This is a genomic window from Moraxella sp. DOX410 (assembly GCF_032248735.1).
GTDB classification, from domain to species: Bacteria; Pseudomonadota; Gammaproteobacteria; order Pseudomonadales; family Moraxellaceae; genus Faucicola; species Faucicola tetraodonis.
In genome coordinates this window covers 1048931-1074847 of record NZ_CP135138.1, presented here as the reverse complement: position 1 = coordinate 1074847, position 25917 = coordinate 1048931, and the positions used below count along the sequence as shown (strand labels likewise).

Here is a 25917-nt window from a genome sequence, read left to right as displayed (position 1 = left end):
CCATTAAAATAGCAAGTATATAAAAAAATGAAAAAACAATAAAGTTGTCACTATTTAAAGACTTTTTAACAATTAAGCACCCCACCAAAAAGGTGAGCACCATAAATACATCACGGTAGACATCGAATGTATAGAAAAAAAGTGTAGGATAGATTAGACACACTAGAAAACTATAAAGGTAATACTTCTGACTTTTTTGGAAATTAAGACCAGATAATTTACCCACTAAAAAAGGAATTAAAAATAAATTTATCAATAAAAATAAATACGAAATTCCATCACGAGAATAGAAACCCATATCATTAAAAAACCTTAGAATGACAGGCCAAATATTTACTGCAACATCAACATGACCTACGACGTAATCATGATAATAATCTGCGTCGTTACCGCCACCCAACCTAAAAGAGATATAATCATTTTTTATTAAAAAATAAAAAAAACCTTTAAAAAAACCAAGTAAACAATACACAAAAACAAAGCTTTATTTGATACTCTTTTTAAAATATTATTTATCATATATATATATCCATTTTTCAATTATTTTTTCTAATGAAAAATTTTTTTCTATATGACATAGGTTTTTTATAATATTCTTATTTTTTTCTTCCTGAGAGAGGGTCAAGGCATAATACATTTTTTCTGCTAATACATTTGAGTTTGATGGAGGTACTAAAAATTGATTATTATTTAAAACTTCAGCAACTCCACCACAATCTGTAGCAACGACTAATGTCTTACATGCCATTGCCTCAGCAACAACCAAACCGAATCCTTCATACTTAGATGATAATACAAATAAATCTGCAGCACTCATTAAATCTGGGATATCACTGCGTCTTCCTAATAAATGAATATCTTGCTTTAAACCCAATTCATCAATAATTTTTTCAATTTCTGAACGTAGTTCCCCATCCCCAGCAACAATTAATTTAATATCTCCAAGACTCTTATTTTTTAAAGTTTTAAAAGCATGCAATAAATTTGGATAATCCTTCTGCTCACTAAAACGTCCTACTGCTAGAATCAAATAAGAATTTGTATTTATATTAAGTTCATTCAGAATTTTATTTTTGGCTTCCGAGTTATAAAAAAACCTACTCAGATCTATTCCATTATATGTTGTGATGATATCTGAGTGTGGCACTGCTTTTTTTTTGATAAATGCTTGTACTGCTTCATTACTAACATTAGTAGTTAGATCAGCTATATTATGTGTAAACCTGTACGCAAGCATTCTCAATCCCCCACCTTCATCACTATTATGTGCAGTACAAATAAGTTTCTTTATAGAAGTAGTGATTCGAACAAGGCGCGTAAAAATATTAGCGTGTACCATATGGGAATGAACAACATCTGGTTCAAAATTCTTAATTATTTTAGAAAGTTTAATATAAGCAAGAGGAAATAACCGCAAACTATTTAAATTAATTTTGATTAATTCAATTTCTTGGTAACGAGGCTTTGTTAAAATATCTCCCGTCAGATAAGCAATTTTAACATCATTCCCTTTTTCATACATTTTATCTGCTAAATCACAAACTACACGTTCTGCTCCGCCTTGACCTAGTCCGGTAATTACATATAAAATTTTCATTAAAACCTACACAATTTCAAGCCAAAGATTTAATAAATTTTTCACATTAAATTTATTAGCATTCAAATATGCATTGTATGAATACTCAATATAATCATCTTTTGATAAAGACATCATTTTAGAAAGACTCTTACTCAATGCATCAATGTCTTCCCTTGGCACTAAATAACCATTTTTTCCATGTTGAATTAGATCAGAAGGACCACAATCACATTCGAAACTTACTACAGGCAAACCAAAAGCCTGTGCTTCTAAAATTACCATACCAAAACCTTCATAACGAGAACTTAAGCAAAATATTGAAGCTTGTTTATAAAATATCTCTATGTTTTTTGTAGCAGGAATTAATTCAACACTTGAATCGACATTTTCATTTTTAGCAAGCAATTCAAGGCTTTCTTTGTCTTCTCCGCTTCCAATTATCTTTAATACCCATTCAGTATGGTGATTTGATATTTTAGCCCAAGCTTTTATAAGTAAGTCAAAGCCTTTCTGCTCAGTTAATCGACCTGCAGCAACTATAACTTTTTCTCGTGTTGAATAACGGTCAATATTAGTATTTTCATAAGGATTGGGATTTGGAATTGTCACTAACTTTGAATTTATATTATTTTTCTTAATACCCTCTAACCATAGTTCTTTATCTCTATTAGTTAAAACCACTATCTTATCACAACATTTAGCTGCCCATTTGCGTCCGATATCACGATACTTTACTCCGAGATTGACATTAAAATTAAAATGCTCCCAACAGATATGCTTTATATTCAACCCAAATAAGGCTGGTACTGTAAAAATACAGGAAATACTATCTACGACTACCAAAGTATCTATCTGATGCTGTGTAACAAACTTTCGAATGCGCCATACAGCACCAAAAAAGTTTTTTTTGAATGAAATTTTTTTGGTATAAAGTGAATATGTCTTAATACTCGGCGCTAGCTCAAAAAAAGGCTGCTTTCCATCCGCAAGACTTAAAATAGATACTTGAAAGTCTTTTTGGGCTAATGCATTGGCGATTAGTGTTGTTACCCTTTCGGTGCCGCCAGAGTTGTTTAAATTACCAATAAGGAAACAAATTTTTTTCATTTTTTAATACCAAATTTTCTTGAATAAAAAATTGCACTGATAAAATATATTCCAAATAGAAAAAAAAATTTATTCCCGCGATTTACTATATATTTTTTATCAAATGATGATGTATATAATTGCTCTTTTAACACTTTCCATCTCTTATTGGCTACAAAAAAGCCCTCCGTTTCATAGCTATTAGCTATATAGTATTGCGCTAAAGATATAAAACTTGAGCTCAATTCGGGCCTATAGTTAAAAAAGCCTATTAGCTTCTCAGCAGCTCCCCCTATATCATTTATATTTTTTATAGATTTAGTGGCAGTAATTCCATTCGGATTAATTCTATAACCTAAATATTCATTATTACAAAAATAAATATTTTTTGCCTTTAAATAAATATAAGGCGTAGTATAAGCATCCTCATAGTTCTTTCCTTCAGGAAATTTAATATCATCAAATAAATTTTTATTATAAACTCTTAAACATGAGAACCATGCAGATCTATTACACAGTTTTTCCCATATCTTTTGATCTAAACTATAAAGACCATCATCAAACAATTTTGGGAAAGGATTTGATGTATTTCCCTTATCATCAAAGCGAAAAGCTCTAAACTCAACAATATCCGGATTATGTCTGTTTATTATAGCCAAAATATCATTAAAAAAATCACCTTGAAGTACATCATCAGAGTCAAGAAACGCTAAATATCGACCTTTAGCAATATTTATTCCTGTATTACGAGCGCCACTAAGACCTCTATTCTCTTGACTAAAAATATGAAAATTATTTTTTATATTATCATTTAAATTTAAGATATAATTTTCTATCAAATTAATAGAATTATCTGGACTACCATCGTTAATAATAATTACCTCAGTTGAACCATCACTAGGAATAATCTTTACAATTGAATTTAAGCATTCAATAATATAATTTTCCACATTATAAACAGGAACAATTAAACTTAAATTAACCATATAATTACTTCCTAAAAATACTTAGAAAAATAAGAAAAAAAACACCAAATTTATAAAATAATAAATTGCCTCTATTTAACAGTAATTTTTTGTTCACATATTTATGATAATCAAAAAACTCATAATATGCTTTTATCATTGCAAAAATACCTTTTTTATCTTTTAAGTATGCTAAATAAGTTTGTAATGAAATTACATAAGATATAGAATAAAAATTATTGTTTCTTATTTCATTATAAAAATAATTTATTATAAATTTATAGCTATTAATATTTTTCTGAACATTCTTCGAAGAAGCTGAAAGTAGGCTGCCATTCATATTATATCTATAGTTATAAATTTTTTTATCAGAAAAATAAATGTTATCTAATCTAAGTACCAATGAAGATAAGAACACTGCATCCTCATGTATTTTATTAATAGGAAAATAAATTTGATTGTTTACTAAGATCGACTTTTTAACTACTTTATCCCATGCAGCAGCTTTATAAATTTTCTTTTCAATCAGATAATCTAGATCAGCTTCAAATTCTCCACTTTTGATTTGTAATGTTGGAAAAACTGTTTCTTTGATATTAACTTCTCCATCATCAAATTGAGTATGCCCAAAAATTATGAGATCTAATTCTTTATTTTGATTTATAATTTTATTTATTTCTTCTAGAGCAAGATCATAATTCCAGAAATCATCACTATCTAAAAATATTAGATATTCCCCTTGGGCATTATCAATACCGTAGTTTCTTGCATCTGATAATCCACCATTAGTTTTATCAATAAGTTTAATGTGTGAATATTTATGAGTATAATACTCGCAGATTTTTTTTGAACTGTCAGTCGAACCATCGTTAACAACTATAACTTCATAGTCAGTAAAACTTTGTGCTAAAATTGACTTTAAGCATGTATCAAGATAGTCTTCAACATTGTAAACTGGTACAATAATACTAAATCTCATAAAGAACTCTTGTTAAATAAATTTTTCGAAAGTTTTTTAAAAAAAATACAACGAAAATATTTTCGGGATTTTTAAGACATTTTGCCAACTACCTTAAAAAAATAATCTTTGTAACCTTTAGTAATAATTTTTAATTTTTTAAACTTATTACTAATATTTTTCTCACTCCTAATTATGTATCTCATAAAACCAATATATGTTTTAAATGTATATAACTCATACACATAGTTAGTATTAAAATTTAAATTAGCTATATTTGGTATATTTTTCATTAAATGTCGATTACGAATCGAATAATACATTGCGTTTAAAGAAGGTAATTCTTCATATGACTTCTTCTTTCTAATTATTTTGGCATTTTTTACATAAGAAACATTAGTATAGTTACTTGCTAAAAATCCATATTCTAAATCGTCACCAACAATAAAATAATTCTTATTGGGAAATCCAATTTTATTTACTATTTCTCTAGAGATTAACATACCCTCAAAACACCCAACATTTACAAAACATATGTCTTTATTATTTTTGAATGATGTATTATGTAAAGAATAAGTAACTCCTCTAAATGGATCATACCACTGTTCCCATTTAAAGTTGACATTATCAATATAATATTTGTTTGGATGTAAACATTTTGATATATTTGAATATTTTAAAAGATTTTCTAAACAATCTGATGCAACCTCAACATCATCATCCATTAACCAAATCCAATCATATTCTTGCTCATAAGCTGCTTTGAGTCCAGTATGGAAACCTCCTGCTCCACCTAAATTTTCTTGATATATGATTTGAATATTTTCACCTTTGAGATTAGATAGGTATTCTTTAGTACCATCTGAAGAACCATTATCCACTATGATAATTTTATCTATAGACCTTGTTTGATTTAACACAGCTTGTATACATTCTTTAAGTAGTGATAATCTATTAAAAGTCACTATTACACAACAGATTTTTTCCATATTAAGTTTTCCTTAAATATTTTTCGCTAGATCCAAAGCTTCAGCAATCACATGATGCATATCCATATAACGATAGGTTGCCAATCTACCTAAAAAAGTGATTTTCTCTAACTTTTTAACTTCTGCTTCGTACAGAGCTAACTTCTCCATATCTTTAGCTAATCGCTTAGGATAATAAGGTACATCATTCTCAGTTGTCTCTTTACTATACTCTTTAAAATACACCGTCTTATCATGACTCTCCCAAGGCGTAAAATGTTTATGTTCATGAACACGAGTATATGGGATATCAGGGTCAGCATAATTAATCACAGCATTACCTTGATAATCGCCATCTGTAACCCCTTTATCAAAATATACTGTTCTATATGACAACTTGCCATGCTTATAATCAAAAAAAGCATCAATTGGACCTGTATAAAAGACATGGTCATATTCTGACAAATCCCAAGTATTATCGAACTTGGTATCTAATCTAATCTCTATATTCGGTGCGTCTAACATCCGCTCAAAGATAGCCGTGTAACCATCTTTAGGAATGCCTTGGTAAGGATTTGCATAGTAATTATCATTATAGTTGAAACGGACAGGTAGTCTTTTTAAAATACTCGCTGGTAATTCGGTAGGTTCACATCCCCATTGCTTTTTGGTATAACCATAAAAAAATGCTTCATATAAATCTTTACCAATAAACTTCATAGCCTGCTCTTCAAAATTGGCTGGCGTGTCGATACTCGTATCCGCTATCTGATTGATAAAATCTTTTGCTTCGTTTGGTGATAACGTTTTACCAAAAAATTGATTAATCGTATGTAAATTGATTGGCATTGAATAAACTTGACCGTTATAAACCGACTTTACACGATTAATAAAAGGCTTCATCTCGCAAAACTGTTGTATATAATTCCACACTTCCACATTATCAGTATTAAAAATGTGGGGTCCGTATTTATGAACCATAACGTTGGTTTCTGTATCTCTCTCAGTATAGCAGTTACCGCCGATATGACTTCTCTCATCTATAACTAAAATTTGATTATTTGGATTTTTACTTAATTGTTCGGCTACGACTGCACCCGAAAACCCTGCACCAACAATAAGATATTTTTTCATACTTAACCTACTTAGCAAAAAAAGATTTAATTTCTTTGGGCTTAAAATATTTTAACTCTAATATGTGAATGTTATTTCTTTTCAACACAGTATACATTAATAACGTGACAAAACATTCAACAATGACACTATTCCATGCTGTACCTATATAGCTATAATATTTGCTCATATAAATACTTAATATCACCCCTAAAACGCTAGCGATAAATGTAGAACGAAAGAATAGTTTATCTAATCCCATGTTTAACATTACTTGAATACCGAAAACATTAGACATTCCAATAATCAAAGGTTGAAAAGACAATATTTGCATCACAGCAATCGCATTATCAAATGCCTTACCGTACAATAAGTGTATTACTATAGGAGCAAATAGCAACAACACCAAAGAAACCCCAAATGTAATATAAAAAACGATAGGTAATATTTGCTTTACCGTTTCTATCCCGTGTTCTCGAGAGATGGCAAAAGACTTACCAATATGTGGATAAATTGCTAAAGAAATTGGGGCAGATATAACACTTACTGCCATGCCTAACAAAGTTTGACTAACTGTATAGTAACCGACTTCTGCTTTACTAGCAAACCAGCCTAAAATAATAACATTTGTGGTCGTATATAAGCTAATCACAACGGTTGAAAAAAAAACCATTTTTTCTTCATTAAGTAGCTTAATAGCTCGTTGTAATTTCACTAGGTTATAGCTTATGCCAAACTTACGAATAGTCAACCAACATAATAGACTATTAATTGCTATCATAAATATGCTCGATAATATAGCCAATATAGTATAATCTTTAGCTTCCTTAACGAGTAAAAATACCAAAACAATATTAAGAAGCCCACGGAAAAAATTTAACTTCGCAAAAATTGTAAGTTCCTCAAAGGCTTGAAAAATAAACTGTGGTGAAATCACGGTTGCAATACATCCAATGAATAGGATAACTGCAACGCCAATATCATCTTGAATTGGTTTGAAGTATATTAAAGCCAATATAAATAGAAATATCGATATAATAAAAAGCAATATTCTAGCTGTCAAAATCTCAGATACAATCTGACTGATTTGCGATGGCTGTTCTAGGTGCTTGACAATTCTTCTAGTACCTGTCAAATCAAAGCCATAGGCAATAAGTAATGAAAAATATCCAACGAAGGTTGTCGCATAGTTAATAATACCGTATCCTTCAGGTCCTATTATCCTAGACACATAAGGCACAGTAATCAAAGGGAAAACATAATTAACCAGTTGAACAATTCCCAAATAACTTGCGTTTTTAAATATTTTTTTTGACATTACTCATTCGCTATGAAATTTAGATGATTAATTTTCAGTCCGACCATATTTATCTTCCCGACAATTTGAAATTATCAGCAATTTTATCTTTATCCGAAACGAGAACTTCATCCAGTTCATTAGTTAGCCATTGGATATTTAAGGTTCTGTCATCCCACACAATCGCCCTTTCAAACTCTTTGGCATAATAATCAGTGGTTTTATAAAGAAACTGAGTGTTATTTTCTAAAGCGACAAACCCATGAGCAAAACCTTCCGGTATCCAAAACTGTTTATGATTGTCACCACTAAGTTCCACCCCTACCCAGTGTCCATAGGTAGGTGATTCTTTACGGATATCTACGGCAACATCCCATGCTTTACCTTGAACCACGCGTACAAGTTTGCCTTGTGCATGGGGTGGGATTTGGAAGTGCAGCCCACGTAATACGCCTTTTTTTGACATTGAGTGATTATCTTGTACAAATTTTGGCACGGGTAACCCACGCTCTGTCAAAGCTTCGGCAAATTTTTGCTCATTAAAGCTTTCCATAAACCAACCACGTTCATCGCTAAAGACTTTGGGCTCAATAATTAATAAACCATGGATTTTGGTTTCGATAATGTTCATTGCTATACTCTAATTTTTTGTCGTTTTTTCTTGATACAGCTTTAGCAAATATTGCCCGTACCCTGTTTTTTTGAAAAACTCGCCACGTTCCTTAAGTTGCTCTGTTGAAATCCAACCATTATTAAAGGCGATTTCTTCAAGACAAGCTACCTTAAGACCTTGGCGATGTTCAATGGTTTGCACAAACTGGCTCGCCTCAATCAAAGAGTCATGCGTGCCTGTATCGAGCCAAGCAAAGCCGCGACCTAGCAACTCAACATTAAGCCCACCTTGTTGCAAATACACATTATTAACATCGGTGATTTCTAACTCACCACGGTGTGAAGGCTTGATATTTTTGGCGATCTCAACTACTCGGTTATCATAGAAGTACAGTCCTGTTACCGCATAATTGGACTTAGGCTTCTCGGGTTTTTCTTCAATGCTTAACGCTTTACCTGAGTTATCAAATTCCACCACGCCAAAGCGCTCTGGGTCATTGACATAATAACCAAAAACCGTTGCGCCTGCTTGTTGCCCACTCGCACGTTTTAACTTTTCACTAAAACCTTGACCATAATAGATATTATCACCCAAAATCAAACAAACATCATCATCGCTGATAAACTCTTCACCCAAAATAAAGGCTTGTGCTAAACCATCAGGTGAGGGTTGTACTTTGTAAGATAATTTAATCCCAATTTCTTTGCCACCACCCAGTAATTTTTCAAAATTAGGCAAGTCTTCGGGAGTCGAGATAATTAAAATCTCTCTGACACCCGCCAGCATTAACACTGACAACGGATAATAAATCATCGGTTTATCATAAATAGGTAAAAGCTGTTTGGATGTTCCCATAGTAATCGGGTACAACCGAGTGCCTGAACCACCTGCCAAAATAATACCTTTACGAGATTTTTGTGTCATTTTTATGCCCTCTCTAATAGTTCTATCACCGTCTGTTCAACGCCTTGTTGCCATTCGGGTAAGTGTAGTTGAAAATTGGTCTGAATTTTTTGGTTGTTAAGTCGAGAGTTTAAGGGTCGTTTTGCGGGTGTGGGATAATTATCGGTGGTCGTTGGTAAGACCTCTTTTATCATTAAAGTTTCACCCCGTTTTTTGGCCAAATCAAAAATGAACTGGGCATATTCATACCAAGTCGTGACACCTGTCGGTACAAGATGATAATGCCCTAGCAATTGTATTTTTTCTGCATCGTTTGCCAACAAATAGTAGCGTAACGCTTGAGCGGTAACATCGGCAATTAATGATGCAGATGTCGGCGTACCAACTTGATCATTAATGATTGTTAACTGTTCTTTAGATTTTGCTAACATGAGCATAGTTTTGATAAAGTTTTTGCCGCGACTGGCATAAACCCAAGAGGTACGAAAATTTAAAAATTTTACACCCGTTTTTTCAATGGCAATTTCGCCATCTCTTTTTGCTTGACCATAGCTATTGACTGGCGCGGTGTTATCATCTTCTTGCAACGCTGCATCACCTGTACCGTCAAATACATAATCGGTTGAATAATGCACCAATAAGGCATCTATCTGTTGGCACTGCTCTGCCAAATTTTTAACGGCTAAATGGTTGATTAAGTCATTTTGCAGTCGCTCACTTTCTGCTTTATCAACAGCGGTATAAGCCGCCGCATTGATAACAATATTGGGCTGTGTGCGGGCAATTGTTTGATTGATTTGCTCAAAATTACTGACATCGCCACAATCACCTTGGTTATTGATATGACGGTCTAATGCAATCACTTCACCCAATGGCTGTAAAGCACGCTGTAGCTCCCAACCAACCTGACCATTTTTACCTAACAATAAGATTTTCATCTTCACTTACCTTTATATCGAATTTAATCTTACTATTGGTATTGTTTTTCGACCCAGTGTTGATACTTACCAGATTTTACATGATTAACCCAGCCTTGGTTTGATAAATACCATTCAACTGTCTTTTGTATTCCAGATTCGAATGTTTCTTGCGGTTGCCAATTGAGTTCTTGCTGAATTTTTCTGGCATCAATGGCATAGCGTAAATCATGTCCAGGGCGGTCTTTAACAAACGTGATTAACGACTCGTACTTGTCACCATCTTCACGGGGCTTTAAATCATCAAGAATTTGACAGATTTTTTTAACAACTTCAATATTCTGTTTTTCGTTATGGCCACCGATATTGTAAGTTTCACCAACTTTAGCGGTTGTGGCAACAAGATATAAAGCTCTGGCATGATCTTCAACATAAAGCCAATCACGAATTTGCTTGCCATCACCATATACTGGTAACGGCTTGCCATCTAAGGCATTTAAAATCACCAAGGGAATCAGTTTTTCGGGAAAATGATAAGGGCCGTAATTATTTGAGCAATTAGTGACGACTACGGGCAACCCATAAGTACGATGCCAAGCCCGTACCAAATGATCTGAACTTGCCTTACTGGCTGAATAGGGTGAACTTGGGCTATAAGGCGTGGATTCAGTAAATAAATCGTCTGTACCTTCTAAGTCGCCATACACTTCATCAGTCGAAATATGATGAAACTTAAAACTGTGCTTTTTATCATCAGATAGGCCTTGATAATAGACTCTGGCGACTTCTAGTAGCGTATAAGTGCCCAAAATATTGGTGTGAATAAAATCCATCGGGCCATCAATCGAGCGGTCAACGTGTGATTCGGCAGCTAAGTGCATGACAATATCGGGCTCAAAGTCAGCAAACGCCTTGGTCATAGCTACTTTATCACAGATATCAGCTTGCAAAAATTGATAGCGTGAATTGTTACTGATAGTGTCAAGAGATTCTAAGTTGCCTGCATAGGTCAATTTATCAACATTTAAGACGTTATTGTTAGTTTCATTGATTAAATAGCGAATAACCGCTGACCCAATAAACCCTGCACCACCTGTCACTAATATATTCATCTTAGATCTCCATTTTCTTATTATGGCAATACCAAGGCATCGCAATACTGATACCCTGTGCAATACGATACATAGGTTGATATCCCAATAGTGTAAAAATTTTAGAAATATCCGCTTGGCTATGCCGTACATCCCCAGCGCGAAAATCGCGATATACAGGCTCTTTGTTATATGGCATTCCATTTTCATTCAATGCAATTTTAATGGCATCAAATAAATTATTAAGCGTTGTTCTGTCACCCACTGCTACGTTATACACTTGATTTTTGGCATCATCATCCTGTGTTGTCGCCGCCAAAATATTGGCTTGCACTGTATTATCGATAAAACAAAAATCTCGGCTTGTCTCGCCATCCCCATTAATGAACACATCATCACCGGCAATCATCGCTGCCGTCCACTTTGGAATCACTGCAGCATACGCCCCATTCGGATCTTGGCGTGGACCAAAGACATTAAAATATCGTAATCCAATCACCCTAAAGCCATACGTACGAGCGAACACATCTGCATAAAGCTCATTGACGTACTTGGTCACCGCATAAGGTGATAACGGTTTGCCAATATTTTCCTCCACCTTCGGCAAGGCAGGATGGTCACCATAGGTAGAGCTACTTGCGGCATAGGTAAAGCTTTTGACATTGGCATCACGTGCTGCAGTCAGCATATTAAGAAACCCCGAAATATTTACACTATTGGTAGTAATCGGGTCATTGATCGAGCGTGGTACCGAGCCGAGAGCAGCTTGGTGCAGTACATAATCCACCTCTGTGCAAGCCTTGGTACAGGTGTCAAAGTCACGAATATCACCTTCGATAAAGTGAAAATTTTGCCATTGTTCTGGTGTAACAAGGCTTTGCACTTCATCTAAATTTTTTTGATAACCTGTCGCAAAGTTGTCCAAACCAACCACTTGTTGGTTGAGTCTTAATAAAGTCTCTAATAAATTAGAACCAATAAATCCTGCAACGCCCGTGATTAACCATACTTTGGGTGACTGTAATAATTGGTCTTTTACTTGTTCATACGTCATGATAGTTTACCTATTAGCTAGCAAAGGATTTAAAGACGGATATCCACATTCTGCTTATCTAAAACATATTTTAAGTCATAGATAACGACATCTTTCTTGCCTAGCTTACGAATATTATCCGCCCCTAATTCTTTGAATTGATGATGCGCTACTGCTAGTACAATCGCATCATACTTCTGCTCAACAAGCTCGCTAACCGGGATAATACCATACTCATGCTGTGATTCAGTCTCATTGATCCAAGGGTCATACACATCGACATTCGCTTTATAATCTTTTAATTCTTTAACCATGTCTACTACTTTTGTATTACGAATATCTGGACAGTTTTCTTTAAAGGTCAATCCCAATATCAATATATTAGCATCTTTAATCTTAATGTCTTTTTGGATCATTGCCTTGACCAAGTTCGTTGCTACATAACTTGCCATATTATCGTTGAGACGGCGACCCGCCAAGATAATTTCTGGATGATAACCAATGGCTTGGGCTTTATAAGTTAAATAATAAGGATCAACGCCAATACAGTGTCCGCCCACTAATCCAGGACGAAATGGTAAAAAGTTCCATTTTGTCCCAGCAGCTTTTAGCACATCCTCTGTATCTATGCCCATTTTATTAAAAATTAACGCAAGCTCATTGATAAGCGCAATATTCACGTCTCGTTGAGTATTCTCAATGACTTTAGCAGCTTCAGCGACTTTAATACTTGATGCCTTATGCGTACCTGCATCAATGATTAATCGATAAACATCATCAATATAATCTGCTATGGGCTGTGTCGAACCCGATGTAATTTTCAAAATATTATTAACACGGTGCTCTTTATCACCCGGGTTAATACGCTCAGGACTATATCCGACAAAGAAATCCTTATTAAAGACAAGTCCCGATACTTCTTCAAGAATCGGTACACACACCTCTTCCGTGGCCCCCGGATAAACTGTAGATTCATATACCACAATATCGTCTTTCTTGAGCACTTTACCAATTGACGTAGATGCTTTAATTAAAGGAGTCAAGTCAGGTTGATTATATTCGTCAATCGGTGTTGGCACCGTGACAATATAAAAGTTACTCGCCACGAGTTCATCAAGACTTGCCGAAAATTGCAAATACTTGGCTTGGGCCAATTCCTCTGGAGAAACTTCAAGGGTATGATCCTGACCAGATTTAAGCTCATTAATACGAACCTCATTAATATCAAATCCCAACGTATTAACTTTTTTACCAAACTCCACGGCTAATGGCAAACCAACATAGCCCAGACCAATTACCGCGATTTTTAAGTCATCTAACTTCATATAGTTACCTTATTCTGATTTAAGATGTATTATTTTCATGTTTTGGTCTATCTTTGTAACCTTCAACAAAATAGTCAAATTGACTTCTTAACCATTGCGTATCTTGTGATGCTGTATATTGCGTAATAACTTGATTCTTAAAGCTCTCAATTTTTGATTTATCAAACTGATGTTCTCTTGCCTGCATAATCAATGGATGCTTAGTCAGTTCTATATTATCCCCATCGATGATTAACTCTTCATACAATTTTTCACCGGGGCGTAAACCCGCAATGACAATTTCAATATCACCATTCGGATTATTTTGGTCTTTAACTTTAAGTCCACTCAACGTAATCATGCGTTTCGCAAGATCCATTATTTTAACAGGCTCACCCATATCAAGCACAAAAACTTCGCCACCATGCGCCATCGCACCTGCTTGGATAACCAGCTGAGCTGCTTCAGGAATCGTCATGAAATACCTTGTCACATCTGGATGCGTCAGGGTGATAGGCCCGCCAGCTGCAATTTGCTTATTAAACAGCGGTACGACAGAACCCGATGACCCTAATACGTTACCAAATCTAACCATACTGATAGTGGTTGTTGATTGGTCTGCAGCCATCGCTTGACACGCCAACTCTGCCATACGTTTGGTCGCACCCATGACATTAGTTGGTCTAACGGCTTTGTCCGTTGAAATCGCAACAAAGGTTTCTACACCCGCACTGACTGCGCCTTTTAAAGTATTGTAAGTGCCAACAAAATTATTGATTACACCCTCGTATTCGTTACTTTCGACGATAGGGACATGTTTATAAGCGGCTGCATGGTAGATGGTTTGAACGTCGTACTGGTTGCATAGCAGTTCAATAAGTTTTTGATTGGTAACACTGCCTAGATGAACATAGAGCGGCGTCACAGTTGGTAGTTGTCTTTCCTGCTGTATATTTTTGGCAAGTTTTTGTAGTTCACCATGTATGGCATAAAGTGCATATTCCGACAGTTCAAGTAATACCAAGGCTTTTGGTTGCTGCTTTAATATTTGGCGACATAATTCACTACCAATTGAACCGCCCGCTCCTGTGACCATCACAACTTTATCTTTGATATTTTTGGCAAGCAGCGATGTGTCCGGTTTAACCGTATTTCGTTGTAGCACATCTAGCACATCGACAGGTTTAATATCTGATAATTTAATTCGACCACTGGTGATTTCTTCCAAACTTGGAATTTCACTAATTTTAACTGGTACGTTTTCTAATTGCTTGACAATACGCTCTTGGATATGACGCTGATGACTAGGTAATACAAAAAACACATGATTAACTTCTAATTCTGTAATTAAAGACTCAAGGTTATCTTTAGGGTAGACTTTAACCCCTAATACCCTAGCACCAATGAAATTATCATTGACATCGATAATCCCAACTATTTTAAATTGGTGAGTTTGATGCAGTACATGCATCAAATCTTTGGTGATGTGACCCACACCGTAAATTAATACATTTTCTTTTTTTTGTGTATAAAATTCAGGATGCAAGGTTCTTGAAATAAAAAATTGCAAAACAATACGGCTATTCCATATCCATAAATAAAGTAAGAAAACATGGATAGCGGTCGCTGCTCTAGGGATATCAGGCGTTACCCCTAAAAAAATCAGTATTTGACTAATTAATAGATAACCTAGCAAAACTACGAGCGCCCAGCGCATACTCTCATCTTGAAAAACGCGGATAACATGCGAGTAAAACTTAGTAGCCGCTAAAAAGATAACAGGTAAAGCGCCAAGTAGCATAATTGACAAGATATTGGTATGAAAGTCAAATTTCGCATACCTTAGGGCAATCGCTAAAATCAAAGTAATAATAGATGCAATATAATCTATCACAAACAGACTTACTACTTTTAGCCAGCGAGGCTGCTCAATCGCATTAGATAATACGGTAAAAGCTAAAGGCGCTTTAGTAGCGTTGGTTGTATTACTCATATAAAACCTAGTAAATGATATGGCTATGATTTATCTTTATATCGTTAATTTTTTGATTTATATTCATAACCATAGTGATAATTATAAGCGCCAATTAAAGACTGCTTAGCATCATTGAAAATAATTCCTTCTACTTTCACATTCGCACGTTGTAGTTTTTCGATTGCATAATTTACCTGTTTTAGGTTTGATACCTCATATCTTACGACAAATAAGACTGAATCCACCAACTGCCCTATCGATAGCGCATCTGAAGTGCCCATTACAGGTGACGTATCGATAATGATGTAATCATAGAACTGACGATAAAAATCTAGAAGCGCTTTCATTTTTCCATTTAATAATAATTCTGAAGCGTGGCTATGGCCTTTGCCCCTAGGTATAAAATGCAGATTTTCGTATAGTGTGGTTTGAATCATATAGCTGCTATTAGCCGCATCAATCTTATCATCAACCAAATAATCAACCAATCCATTGATATTTGGCAAATTAAATCGATCTTGCAGATGACCTAACCTAGCATCCGCATCAATTAACAGGACACGTTTGCCTGTCATTGCCATTGCCACGGCAAGGTTGGCGGCAATAAATGACTTACCAATACCAGGACCTGCACTGGTCACTAACAACGTATTGCCCTCGGTTTTTGTTGCATTAAACAATAAATGAGTGCGAATGGACTTAAAGCCTTCACTAACAATACCTTCAGGTTCAATTTTTTCAACCAAAGGAATTTTAGTTGATTTACTTTTCAACAACCGCGTTAATCGAGGCGAATGAGGAATGACACCAATCACCGGAACATCAGTATTGTTCTCTAATTCTTCCAAATTTTTCACGCCCGCGAATAGCAATGACTTTAAGAAGGCCAGTCCGATGCCTAGCATTAACCCTAAAAGGGTCGCGATTAAAACAATTTGCGCTTTTTTAGGGGCAATTGGTTCATAGGTGTTAATGGGTAAATCGATGATGCGTACATTGCCAAGCTGTCCAGATTTGACAATTTGAAGCTGCTCATAATTTTTGAGCATATTTAAATAAATCTCATTGCTAATCTTAACATCACTTGATAATTCCAAAAATTGCCGCTGAACCTCTGGAATACGCGTAATATTTTGTTTAAGCGCTTCTTCTTTGTCTCTTAGCTCCTGTATTTGCATATTTAATTGCTTTAATACTGGGTATTCATCCGTGTAACGCTCGGATAATTCTGCTCGTTTTAGCTCAAGCTCACGTAGATTAGTTTCAATTGTCGCTCTTTGTGTGACCGCCAATTCCGCTTCTTTATCTATATCAACTGTCGCATTTTGCTCACGGAAATTATTAAATTTTGCTTCCGCTTCGGCAAGTTTTGTTTTTAATTTAGGCAGTTGCTCTTGCATAAATGCCAGAGTTTTTGTCGTTTCCGCGCTACTTTTATCAAGATTTTGCGTTTCATACATTTTAACGATGCGCGTTAACGTATGGGTGATTTCATCTTGATTAGCGCCTGTAAGTGAAGCGTCTAAAATGCCTGTTTGTGTACCTTTTTCAGCCACCGCAAGATTTGCTCTAAGGTTATCTATCGCCCTAGCTGGTGTAAGTTTACTCAAGTTATAAGAATAACCCGGGGCTAATGAGGTGACTTGAATATCTATATTACCCGCACTCGTTTTAAAACGCGATGCCGTTGCAACTTTACCGGTAAATTCAGCGCCATCAGGCGAAATCAGTTTAAAATTTTGGCTGTCAATTGCTGTCAACACGAAATTCTTGTTTTGATAAGCTAATGGTACATTAAATTCAGCTATCCAAAGCCCCACCTTTAAGTTACCCACACCATTGTCTGTATGACTAACTAGAACACTTTTCTTGATGAGTAATTTGTCTAAAAAACTGTCTTGAAGTTGATTGACAGTTAAATCTAAACGCAATTGATTAATGACAGGCCACAGAATCATGCGAGAATTGATGATTTCTACTTCTGTTTGCGCAGAGCCATCTTGAGCGTTTAGAAGACCTACAACGTCCTCCCCTAAAGCAGATACGCCTGAAGATTTTTTGTCAACTTGGATCAATGAGTTTGTTTTATAGATTGGCGTTGCCGATTGAGCATAATAGAGACCGCCTAATAAACCAAGTAACAGCATTGATAAAATTAATTTCCAATGATTTAACAAAACTGCGATTAACGCTCTTAAATCAATTTCATCATCATTCACTTTCTGATCCATGCTTACTCACTTGATGCTAAACTACGATAAAATACACTTTAATTGTTACAGAATAAATAAATCTTTCTTATAATTTCGAAAAACTGGCTAGCGTCAGAATTTACGCTAATTTATCCTTCCAGCTTTCTACGGCTTTATTGAGCAATGCGCGGCTTTCATAAAATTTCTCAATAGGCAGTTTATAAGGATCGGCTACATTTTCATTTATCCAATGACCAATCCGATATACTTTTCCACGTTGGCTTGAGTAATTTTGTTTCATCCAATTCTCTTGATCTTTGGACATACACAGTACTAAATCAAAGGTTTGCATCAATTCTTGGGTAAGCTGCTGGGCGCGATGACTACGAATATCAATATTCCATTCATCCATAACTTGAATGGCTTTTTCATCGGCCCCTTCGCCCACTAGTGCGCTTAAGCCCGCTGATTTAACGATTAGATTGGGATGTTGTTTCTGTAATAGCGCTTCACCGATAGGGCTGCGGCAGATATTACCGACGCATACAACTAAAATTTTTTCAAATGACATAATAAAAACCTAGCTATTAAAATTGTCTTACAACTCCAGGTAATGCCGCTGAAGGAAGGATTTGACTAAGAATACGATTCCAGCGTGTTAAACCAGTTGGGTCTACATACACCACATCACCCGGCTGCATTTTAAAGCGATTTGCTAAAGAAAAATTTGTTAGGGAAGTCATATCAACATAATAGATATTAGCATTATTCGACGAATTTTCACGTAATACGTAAACTTTTTTAGCATTTGCAGTAGTACCAATTAATCCATTCGCCTCCCCTATGACGCCCGCCAGACTCATACCGTTTTCAGGAATTTCAATGTTACTGATTTTATTAAACTCGCCCATGACAGTAATTTTATTTTCGGTCAAATCACCAATTTTGATTGTATCACCATTACGAATTATCACTTGGTTAGGAGAATACCCAGCATTTTGCAGTGACTTGAAACCAAAGTTATAGGTTCTTCCAGCTCTAATCAGCTGGATATTATTTGTATCAGATTTTTCACTCGTACCACCTGCCATACTGATAGCGGTATAAAGATTGATAGGCTGATCTGCAATGTCATATTGCCCAGGCGATTTTACTTGCCCATCAACATAAAATTTATTACCGCGGTAGGAAAGTACACGAACTTGTGGATCTGGATGTTTAAGATAACGTGATAAACGAATAGTTAATTGACTAGTGAGTTCAGCTACTGTAAGCCCCTCTGCCTTTATTCGTCCTATCATTGGAAATTGAATATAACCGCTTTGATCAACTAAAAAGCCATTACCGTAAATGCTATTACCTGCTGCTGAACTAGTACCGACAACTTCAGGATATCCTGGAAGATTAATTCCTAATACATCTCCTTTAGCAATACGATTATATACACCCCCGCCTCTTGTCAATGGAGGAAAAGAAACCGTTCTTTTAGCAAAAATATCAGGAGCAGGTATATTGTTTACAGTTAACTCAGCCACATTAAATCGTATACCATTATCTGCAACAAATGAAACAGGTTGATCTGGCGTCAAGACTTCTGGCAGTTTACCCGAATACATTCCACTAGTAATAGCGGTTTTAGAACTACAGGCGCTAATAGATATAACTAATAATAAAGGCGATAGTTTTATGAGCTTTGCTAACATGTGACAATCTCGTAAGATAAAAGGCAAAATCTAACAGTAAACCAATATAGTGCGTAATTGTAATCAAAGTTGAATGCTACACGCTTGTAAATTTTGTAAATTTAAGTAAGCGATCTGACCGTCATCACCAATTAATTATTTTTATTAGCCTCTAACAAAAGTATTAGTACTGCAACTGAATAACATGTAATCCCTTATAGCATTATAGCATTATAGCATTATAGATTTGCTTGATAAACAATTAAACATAACATCTTAATGATTTGTACAGCAATTTTTTATGCAGAAACTTTCGTTCAAAAAAAAAGCCCCTGTTATCAGGAGCTTTAATTTGGTACCAGTGGTCGGACTCGAACCGACACGCTTTTAAAGGCAACGGATTTTGAATCCGTCGTGTCTACCAATTTCACCACACTGGCATGGATGGCTATAGCTTTTTAGCTTATCTCTAATCGGCTATGTGGGGTGGTATTTTAGCAACTTTATTTTTTTTTGCAACAACTTTTTCAATTATTTTTCCCTCAGAATGAGAAATACGTAAAAAATAATTTTTCAATAAAATCGATACGTTTTTTACACACTTACTTACTACTTTGTATAGTATTCTTGCCCGCCACTTAATCATAATATCGCTAAAACTAGGGTAAAATTTGTTAATTTATGACTTTTAATCAACCTGCCTCGAACTTTTTCAATAGGATGCTATTTATTGTCACAGCATTAATGGCGGGTTGTAATTCTTCAAATAACAATCAAAATTCAACGGCGGCCAATAACCAATCTCGCAAAGAACCTGCCAAAGCTATTTCAACCAATGCGCCTGTTGCCTCTTCACCCAAAGCGACTGAAACTCTACGTATTGCCGCTTTTTCCAATCTTCGCATGGTATTGCCTATTTTGGTATCAGATTTTAACCATAATTACCCGAATATAAAGATTCAAATTACTTTTGCGCCTAATACTGCGCTTTATAATACGGTAAATGCCAATCCACAAAACTTTGATATTTATTTATCGGGTAACCAGACTTACCCAAAGCGAATGCTTGCCAATGTTAAGGGCGTTAAATCTTCGCCTTTTACTTATACCCGTGGTCAGTTAGTGCTTTATAGTCATAAATACCCTATGGACATTAGCCCTACTACCACGCTCGATCAGTTGATGCTCGACAATAAACCCTTTAGTTTAGCGATAGCCAATCCAGAGAATTTAGCTTATGGGGTGGCAGCAGAAGCCTGGTTGGTCAATCAAAACCTTTATAATAATATCAAGCCCAAGATTATTTATACCAATACCCTAGATGAAACTTTTGCGTTAACGGATAGTGGGAAAGCAGATTTTGGATTTGTAAGCCTCTCGCAAGTATTGAATAAACCCAATAACATTGCCCTGCAAAATGTGAATACACTAAGCAATAACTACTTGATACTGCCTAAAAATAGTTATCCGCCAATTCTGCAAGATGGCATTATTTTGAATCAACCTGACACCAGTCAAATTTTTGTGGATTATCTAAAGTCGGTAAAAGCACAAGATGTTTTAACCGATGCGGGGTTTTTACCGATTTGTACCTCGACAACTATCTTACCTGCTTGCAAATAGGGGGTTGGGTGTTAATTATCCGCTACTTGCAAGTCGCGAATTAATTTGCAATCGCTGATTTTAATTGATTAGCCAGCGCTGCTAGACGCTCATGATCGCCTTGACGATTTTCATGCAATCCAAGATGATAAATACTGCTTGGAATCAAATGAACGTGGTAATGAAATACCGATTGTCCTGCCTCAGCATTATTTAACTGCATCTGCACAATACCTTGGCGATTAAATACCTTGCGCTGCGCTGCCATGACTTTTTGCGCGGTGCTAAACACTGCCGCAATGTAATCTGCTGGCATATCCGACAATTCAACGGCCTCACATTTTGGAATCACTAAAACATGCCCTTCTGCCATCGGCATGATATCCATGAAGGCAAGCGTTTTGTCATCTTCATAAACTTTATGGCTAGGAATCTCACCACGAAGAATTTTGGCAAAAATATTTTGAGTGTCATACGGCATTGATTACATTCCTTTTACTGTTTAAATGGGGCTAAGAAACAAGACTAAGAAAAAAGCCTTAGCAATTAGGCTAAGCAAAAAAATCTAATATGGTTTCATTCAAGATAAATTGGCGATCATCACCCAGCATAGTGACATCATAATTATGTACAAAGCTCACTGCTAATGCGCGACTGGGATCACACCAGGCCATAGACCCATTATACCCCATATGTCCAAATGCATCAGACACATCATGGAACAGACTAAACACACGATGATAACCGAGTCGCCACGCCATTACCGCTGGCATGATTTTGTCAAATTGCTCATTGTGAATGGTTGAAAGCGCCTTAAAAACAGCAGAATTGATTAGCGTTTTACCTTGCCAAATACCGCGATTTGCAAGCATAGCATAGACTGTTGCCAGTGCTATCGCACTGGCTACTCCATTTGCGGCAGGAATTTTCGCCTGCAGTGTGACAGGGTGATAATAATTAAATTGTCTGCTACCGATGGGTACCAGCGCAGATTTATAGTCTTCGATATTGATATTAGCAGGTTGAAAATACAGCGCGTTAATGGCCTGCGTTGTCAAAGGAGAGCCCGATTGAGACAATGTTAACCACTCGGGGTAAAAAGGCAAGGATTGATAAAATTGTAGCGTTGAGTCAGCATCTTGAGTGAGTAAAGGTTTAGCTTGAGTCTCTTTGGCACGTATTTGACCTGCCACCTGTTCAACTTTGTCTTTGGGTACCCCAAAGTAAGCTTGACCGACCAAATCGAGCGGTTCCAATAAATAATATTCTAGGGCTTGCTGCAGGGGCAATTGGGTTACTTTTTCAATCAGCCCACCCAATACCCAGCCGGATACCAAGGCACTATAAGCCGCACTAGAATCCGCATTGGATTCGGTTGATTGATTAACAGGCTGCTTATTATTAGCTGAACTATTACCTGAACTCTGCGTATTAGTTGGACTATTTAATGCCATTTGCTCAACATTACTGAGCATCAATTGCCAATCTAGCATGTCTTTGGCATGTTCAGTAATACTGACAATATTAAATAATCCCGACTCGTGGGTTAGCATATCACGCAAAGTGACGCTATCTTTGCCATTTTGGGCAAACGCTGGCCAATAACTAGCAAGGGTTTTGTCATACGCTAAAAGGTTTTGACTCACTAAAATATGAATCAACGTAACCAGTATTCCCTTGCCTGTCGAAAAATTCAGCGACAGGGTGGATGGCTGCCAAGGGGTAACTTGCTGGTTAGTTTTATCAATATTTGCTACGCCATGAGCCAGTTGAGTGACCGCTTTACCTTGATGAAAAATGACCAGACTGCAGCCACCTACCTTTTGATTAAGATCAAATCGTGATAATAGTTGGGCTAGGTGTTGATTGAGCGCTTGATAATCCATTAAATCCTTCATTGCTTCAATAGCATCCTAAAAAAACACCATACAAAAACATCCTGCTAAAAAATCTATCAGCTTAGCATTGAACTTTTTAAATTTTTTTGCCGCTTTTTTATCGCTATTATTTAGCCTGCGCTTGGGTGATTTTCCCTATCAAATTGGCTTTTGGTGTAGTGGCATCATACACACCAAAATCCACCTGCTCGTCACGGTTATCAAATTTTGCGATAAACTCTACTTCAGAGGGCAAAAAAATCGGCAACTTAAACGTCACATCACAGGTAAAGCTCTCTGGCAAATCACCCAACGCACCCAAACATTTTGCTTTTGTCCACATACCATGGGCAATGGCTTTTGGAAAACCAAATGCCTTGGCAGATAAAGGATGCAAATGAATCAGATTAAAATCCCCAGAAATAAACGCATAGCGACGCCCAATATCTTCAGGAATTTCCCAAAATTCATGCATATCATTACTATCAAGTGTGGGCTTGGCTTCTACTTGCGTCGTCGATGGTTTTTGAGTCGTTTTTTGACGTTTTTGGCGTGCTAAATACGTCGAAGTCCCTTCCCAAACCAGCTCATCTTTTTCAAAAACTTTAGTCACAAAATCAAATTGCTTACCACGATCGTGGTCGCGCAGGTTAGCAAAGCTTACTGCCATTTTAAAAATTGCGCTATCTTTAATGCGCCGATATTGGGTAACACTGTTTTGCACATGAATCAAGCCTAGCATGGCAAAGGGAAATGGCTCTTTGACCATCATGTTCATCTGTAACGACTGCGACAGCACCGCAAAATACGTCGGCGGCACGTAGCTATTATTTTCAAAACCACAAATCCTGCGGTAATCGGCTAAGTTATCATGGTCGATTTCAAGCGTATTGACGCTATAAGTAGCATTGGGCAACACCGCATTAGCTGATTTTTCTTGGTCGCCAATGGGTAAAAAACTTTTGATAATATTGGCATAGGTGGTGTGCGGCTTTGGCAAACGACTAAAATTTTGGTCTGACATACAGACTGTCCTTACTTTTTTACTTTTTAAGCTTGAGCCAAAAAATGGCTATTTGATTAGATAGTGTTCGGGTATATTCCATTACTTTTCATTACCGTCAGATCTCAAAATCTGAGAACTTAACTTATTATAATCGAATGTCACAATCTAATTGTTGATTTTTTGCATAAAGCTTAGTTTAAGTTTGACTTAGAAAAAATGATGAAAAAAAATCAGTAGCGATATTTTCGATACTGATTTTTTCAGCCCTTCAATAATTACGCACCCAACACACTTTGACCACAGACGCGGACAATGTTGCCATTGACGCCGCCCGATGCAGGGCAAGCCAGCCAAGCAATGGTCTCAGCCACATCAATCGGCAAACCGCCTTGGCTCATTGAGTTCATCCTGCGACCTGCTTCTCGAATCGCAAAAGGTATGGCAGCGGTCATTTGGGTTTCGATAAATCCTGGCGCTACCGCGTTGATGGTAATACCGTTGTTTAACGTAGGTGCAGTCGCTTGTACCGCGCCAATCACGCCAGCTTTGCTCATGGCATAATTGGTCTGTCCCAAATTGCCGGCAATACCGCTAATGGATGATACACATACAATTCTGGCGTTTTCATTGAAACTGTCATGACTAAGTAAATAATCATCGATTTTTTCTTCCGCATTGAGATTGACGTTCATGACGGCATCCCACATGTTATCATCCATTTTTGCCAATGTCTTGTCACGGGTTATGCCTGCATTGTGGACAATACCATCTAAGCCGCCACGTTTGGCTGCCGCTGCGGCTATTTTTTCGCCAGCATCGTCGGCGGTGATATCTAATGTTAAGGTAGAACCGCCTATCTCACCTGCTACTTTTTGCAAGTCTGATTGCTGCGCAGCCACATCGACACAGATGACATGTGCGCCATCACGCGATAATACTTTCGCGATGGCTTCGCCAATACCTCGGCTCGCGCCAGTCACTACCAGTGTTTTACCTTTTAAAGGCTTTTGCCAATCAACCGTGACTGGGTTGCCTTCGCCAACTCTCACCACTTGCCCTGAGACATACGCAGACCGCGGTGAGGCAAAAAAACGTAAAGTAGATTCAAGGTTTTGAGCCGCATTTGGGTCTACATAGATCAGCTGGCTTGTGATACCGCGCTTAAATTCTTTACCGACGGATTTAACAAATCCTTCTAAAGCACGCTGGGCTGCTGCCTGTGCAATACTGGTGCATTTTTCAGGTGGCAAGCCAATGACGATAACGCGACCTGAGCGGTCAATCGAACGCGCAATCGGATGAAAGAAGTTGTAAACTTGTTTCAGCTCATGGGTTGTGTTGATACCTGAAGCATCGAAAATAGCCACTTTAAAATATTGATTCGCGCCAAACTGCTCGGCGTCAATCGTCGCATTCTGCAAAGCATCACGCGCTGACTCATTGGCGTCTAGATAGACATCTGCTTGCACATTCGCCAATACTTTGGCAATGTCATTTGCCATCACGGCGTTCTCACTGGCCCCAAAAATAACACTACCGGTAATAGGTGCTTGACCGTCTTTATAACGTTCAAGACTAATTGGCATTGGTAGACCCAAGTTTTGGGCAATCTTACGTCCCAATGGATTTTGAACGAATTCGGAATAATGGTCTGACATAAGGACTCCTTTGAATAGTTAGTTTTGCTTAGGCTATTAGATAAGGCTCAATTAAATACTAAGTTCAACACTGAGTAAAACACTAATTTAAAAATAGT

The 25917-nt window shown here is 36.5% G+C and carries 22 protein-coding genes and 1 tRNA gene; 1 reads left to right on the top strand and 22 read right to left on the bottom strand.

All coding sequences use genetic code 11. The annotated features are described in order from the left end of the window. Nucleotides 1–508 precede the first annotated feature (508 nt). The 18 genes from RNZ41_RS04805 to RNZ41_RS04720 form a co-directional block, all read right to left on the bottom strand. Nucleotides 509–1597 (bottom strand): glycosyltransferase, encoded by a 1089-nt coding sequence (locus RNZ41_RS04805; RefSeq protein ID WP_314027728.1) that lies wholly within the window; start codon nucleotides 1595–1597, stop codon nucleotides 509–511. A 6-nt stretch (nucleotides 1598–1603) separates the two neighbouring features. Further along, nucleotides 1604–2686, bottom strand: coding sequence for a glycosyltransferase family 4 protein (locus RNZ41_RS04800; protein ID WP_309595115.1), 1083 nt, complete (start codon nucleotides 2684–2686; stop codon nucleotides 1604–1606). After that, entirely contained in the window at nucleotides 2683–3651 is a 969-nt protein-coding gene (locus RNZ41_RS04795) for a glycosyltransferase family 2 protein (RefSeq protein ID WP_314027727.1), read from the bottom strand. Before RNZ41_RS04795 ends, RNZ41_RS04800 begins: the two co-directional genes overlap by 4 nt. A 4-nt stretch (nucleotides 3652–3655) precedes the next feature. After that, on the bottom strand, nucleotides 3656–4609 hold the full coding sequence (locus RNZ41_RS04790) for a glycosyltransferase family 2 protein (RefSeq protein WP_314027726.1): 954 nt from the start codon (nucleotides 4607–4609) through the stop codon (nucleotides 3656–3658). Nucleotides 4610–4680: 71 nt separating this feature from the next. Further along, the gene (locus tag RNZ41_RS04785) at nucleotides 4681–5577 is read right to left on the bottom strand and encodes a glycosyltransferase family 2 protein (protein ID WP_314027725.1); all 897 of its coding nucleotides are present in this window, start codon (nucleotides 5575–5577) and stop codon (nucleotides 4681–4683) included. 12 nt (nucleotides 5578–5589) lie between these two features. Next, nucleotides 5590–6690: a UDP-galactopyranose mutase gene (gene glf / locus RNZ41_RS04780; protein WP_065252757.1), complete on the bottom strand. Its 1101-nt coding sequence runs from the start codon at nucleotides 6688–6690 to the stop codon at nucleotides 5590–5592. Nucleotides 6691–6697: 7 nt separating this feature from the next. Then, nucleotides 6698–7987, bottom strand: coding sequence for a flippase (locus RNZ41_RS04775; RefSeq protein WP_314027724.1), 1290 nt, complete (start codon nucleotides 7985–7987; stop codon nucleotides 6698–6700). A 49-nt stretch (nucleotides 7988–8036) separates the two neighbouring features. Continuing rightward, the gene (gene rfbC, locus RNZ41_RS04770; RefSeq protein WP_314027723.1) at nucleotides 8037–8597 is read right to left on the bottom strand and encodes a dTDP-4-dehydrorhamnose 3,5-epimerase; all 561 of its coding nucleotides are present in this window, start codon (nucleotides 8595–8597) and stop codon (nucleotides 8037–8039) included. Between the two features lie 9 nt (nucleotides 8598–8606). Beyond that, nucleotides 8607–9503 (bottom strand): glucose-1-phosphate thymidylyltransferase RfbA, encoded by an 897-nt coding sequence (rfbA, locus tag RNZ41_RS04765; RefSeq protein WP_314027722.1) that lies wholly within the window; start codon nucleotides 9501–9503, stop codon nucleotides 8607–8609. 2 nt (nucleotides 9504–9505) lie between these two features. Then, nucleotides 9506–10420 (bottom strand): dTDP-4-dehydrorhamnose reductase, encoded by a 915-nt coding sequence (gene rfbD, locus RNZ41_RS04760; protein WP_314027721.1) that lies wholly within the window; start codon nucleotides 10418–10420, stop codon nucleotides 9506–9508. Between the two features lie 32 nt (nucleotides 10421–10452). Next, the gene (rfbB, locus tag RNZ41_RS04755; protein WP_314027720.1) at nucleotides 10453–11511 is read right to left on the bottom strand and encodes a dTDP-glucose 4,6-dehydratase; all 1059 of its coding nucleotides are present in this window, start codon (nucleotides 11509–11511) and stop codon (nucleotides 10453–10455) included. Between the two features lies 1 nt (nucleotide 11512). Then, on the bottom strand, nucleotides 11513–12544 hold the full coding sequence (locus tag RNZ41_RS04750) for an NAD-dependent epimerase/dehydratase family protein (protein ID WP_409950698.1): 1032 nt from the start codon (nucleotides 12542–12544) through the stop codon (nucleotides 11513–11515). A gap of 29 nt (nucleotides 12545–12573) precedes the next feature. Continuing rightward, entirely contained in the window at nucleotides 12574–13848 is a 1275-nt protein-coding gene (tviB, locus tag RNZ41_RS04745; RefSeq protein ID WP_314027719.1) for a Vi polysaccharide biosynthesis UDP-N-acetylglucosamine C-6 dehydrogenase TviB, read from the bottom strand. Between the two features lie 19 nt (nucleotides 13849–13867). Then, nucleotides 13868–15820: a polysaccharide biosynthesis protein gene (locus RNZ41_RS04740; protein ID WP_314027718.1), complete on the bottom strand. Its 1953-nt coding sequence runs from the start codon at nucleotides 15818–15820 to the stop codon at nucleotides 13868–13870. A 44-nt stretch (nucleotides 15821–15864) separates the two neighbouring features. After that, on the bottom strand, nucleotides 15865–18033 hold the full coding sequence (locus tag RNZ41_RS04735; protein WP_314027717.1) for a polysaccharide biosynthesis tyrosine autokinase: 2169 nt from the start codon (nucleotides 18031–18033) through the stop codon (nucleotides 15865–15867). A 100-nt stretch (nucleotides 18034–18133) separates the two neighbouring features. Next, nucleotides 18134–18565 carry a low molecular weight protein-tyrosine-phosphatase gene (locus RNZ41_RS04730; RefSeq protein WP_314027716.1) on the bottom strand — a complete coding sequence of 144 codons (432 nt, stop codon included), beginning with the start codon at nucleotides 18563–18565 and terminating at the stop codon, nucleotides 18134–18136. 16 nt (nucleotides 18566–18581) lie between these two features. Then, nucleotides 18582–19697 (bottom strand): polysaccharide biosynthesis/export family protein, encoded by a 1116-nt coding sequence (locus tag RNZ41_RS04725; RefSeq protein WP_314027715.1) that lies wholly within the window; start codon nucleotides 19695–19697, stop codon nucleotides 18582–18584. A gap of 332 nt (nucleotides 19698–20029) precedes the next feature. Then, a tRNA-Leu gene (locus RNZ41_RS04720) sits at nucleotides 20030–20116 on the bottom strand. Between the two features lie 241 nt (nucleotides 20117–20357). Here RNZ41_RS04720 and modA point away from each other — a divergent pair. Next, nucleotides 20358–21299, top strand: a complete 942-nt coding sequence (gene modA / locus RNZ41_RS04715; RefSeq protein WP_313421320.1) for a molybdate ABC transporter substrate-binding protein — start codon at nucleotides 20358–20360, stop codon at nucleotides 21297–21299. Nucleotides 21300–21339: 40 nt separating this feature from the next. On the opposite strand, the gene RNZ41_RS04710 is transcribed toward modA, so the two are convergent. The 4 genes from RNZ41_RS04710 to RNZ41_RS04695 all read right to left on the bottom strand — a co-directional run bounded on the left by RNZ41_RS04710 (nucleotide 21340) and on the right by RNZ41_RS04695 (nucleotide 25819). Beyond that, a complete protein-coding gene (locus RNZ41_RS04710) occupies nucleotides 21340–21759 on the bottom strand; it encodes an HIT family protein (protein WP_314027714.1) in 420 nt (139 codons plus the stop codon). 70 nt (nucleotides 21760–21829) lie between these two features. Continuing rightward, nucleotides 21830–23176: a serine hydrolase domain-containing protein gene (locus tag RNZ41_RS04705; protein ID WP_314027713.1), complete on the bottom strand. Its 1347-nt coding sequence runs from the start codon at nucleotides 23174–23176 to the stop codon at nucleotides 21830–21832. Nucleotides 23177–23282: 106 nt separating this feature from the next. Then, nucleotides 23283–24179 carry a MaoC family dehydratase gene (locus RNZ41_RS04700; RefSeq protein WP_314027712.1) on the bottom strand — a complete coding sequence of 299 codons (897 nt, stop codon included), beginning with the start codon at nucleotides 24177–24179 and terminating at the stop codon, nucleotides 23283–23285. A 257-nt stretch (nucleotides 24180–24436) separates the two neighbouring features. After that, nucleotides 24437–25819, bottom strand: a complete 1383-nt coding sequence (locus RNZ41_RS04695) for a 3-oxoacyl-ACP reductase (RefSeq protein WP_314027711.1) — start codon at nucleotides 25817–25819, stop codon at nucleotides 24437–24439. Nucleotides 25820–25917 lie beyond the last annotated feature (98 nt).

What these genes read in the sequence shown, in the direction of transcription:
- RNZ41_RS04735 (WP_314027717.1), bottom strand. Translation starts at nt 18,033, where the DNA reads ATGGATCAGAAAGTGAATGATGATGAAATTGATTTAAGAGCGTTAATC.
- RNZ41_RS04805 (WP_314027728.1), bottom strand. Translation starts at nt 1,597, where the DNA reads ATGAAAATTTTATATGTAATTACCGGACTAGGTCAAGGCGGAGCAGAA.
- RNZ41_RS04800 (WP_309595115.1), bottom strand. Translation starts at nt 2,686, where the DNA reads ATGAAAAAAATTTGTTTCCTTATTGGTAATTTAAACAACTCTGGCGGC.
- RNZ41_RS04700 (WP_314027712.1), bottom strand. Translation starts at nt 24,179, where the DNA reads ATGTCAGACCAAAATTTTAGTCGTTTGCCAAAGCCGCACACCACCTAT.
- rfbC (WP_314027723.1), bottom strand. Translation starts at nt 8,597, where the DNA reads ATGAACATTATCGAAACCAAAATCCATGGTTTATTAATTATTGAGCCC.
- glf (WP_065252757.1), bottom strand. Translation starts at nt 6,690, where the DNA reads ATGAAAAAATATCTTATTGTTGGTGCAGGGTTTTCGGGTGCAGTCGTA.
- RNZ41_RS04725 (WP_314027715.1), bottom strand. Translation starts at nt 19,697, where the DNA reads ATGTTAGCAAAGCTCATAAAACTATCGCCTTTATTATTAGTTATATCT.
- RNZ41_RS04785 (WP_314027725.1), bottom strand. Translation starts at nt 5,577, where the DNA reads ATGGAAAAAATCTGTTGTGTAATAGTGACTTTTAATAGATTATCACTA.
- RNZ41_RS04750 (WP_409950698.1), bottom strand. Translation starts at nt 12,544, where the DNA reads ATGACGTATGAACAAGTAAAAGACCAATTATTACAGTCACCCAAAGTA.
- RNZ41_RS04695 (WP_314027711.1), bottom strand. Translation starts at nt 25,819, where the DNA reads ATGTCAGACCATTATTCCGAATTCGTTCAAAATCCATTGGGACGTAAG.
- RNZ41_RS04710 (WP_314027714.1), bottom strand. Translation starts at nt 21,759, where the DNA reads ATGCCGTATGACACTCAAAATATTTTTGCCAAAATTCTTCGTGGTGAG.
- RNZ41_RS04790 (WP_314027726.1), bottom strand. Translation starts at nt 4,609, where the DNA reads ATGAGATTTAGTATTATTGTACCAGTTTACAATGTTGAAGACTATCTT.
- rfbD (WP_314027721.1), bottom strand. Translation starts at nt 10,420, where the DNA reads ATGAAAATCTTATTGTTAGGTAAAAATGGTCAGGTTGGTTGGGAGCTA.
- rfbA (WP_314027722.1), bottom strand. Translation starts at nt 9,503, where the DNA reads ATGACACAAAAATCTCGTAAAGGTATTATTTTGGCAGGTGGTTCAGGC.
- RNZ41_RS04775 (WP_314027724.1), bottom strand. Translation starts at nt 7,987, where the DNA reads ATGTCAAAAAAAATATTTAAAAACGCAAGTTATTTGGGAATTGTTCAA.
- RNZ41_RS04730 (WP_314027716.1), bottom strand. Translation starts at nt 18,565, where the DNA reads ATGTCATTTGAAAAAATTTTAGTTGTATGCGTCGGTAATATCTGCCGC.
- tviB (WP_314027719.1), bottom strand. Translation starts at nt 13,848, where the DNA reads ATGAAGTTAGATGACTTAAAAATCGCGGTAATTGGTCTGGGCTATGTT.
- RNZ41_RS04740 (WP_314027718.1), bottom strand. Translation starts at nt 15,820, where the DNA reads ATGAGTAATACAACCAACGCTACTAAAGCGCCTTTAGCTTTTACCGTA.
- rfbB (WP_314027720.1), bottom strand. Translation starts at nt 11,511, where the DNA reads ATGAATATATTAGTGACAGGTGGTGCAGGGTTTATTGGGTCAGCGGTT.
- modA (WP_313421320.1), top strand. Translation starts at nt 20,358, where the DNA reads ATGACTTTTAATCAACCTGCCTCGAACTTTTTCAATAGGATGCTATTT.
- RNZ41_RS04795 (WP_314027727.1), bottom strand. Translation starts at nt 3,651, where the DNA reads ATGGTTAATTTAAGTTTAATTGTTCCTGTTTATAATGTGGAAAATTAT.
- RNZ41_RS04705 (WP_314027713.1), bottom strand. Translation starts at nt 23,176, where the DNA reads ATGAAGGATTTAATGGATTATCAAGCGCTCAATCAACACCTAGCCCAA.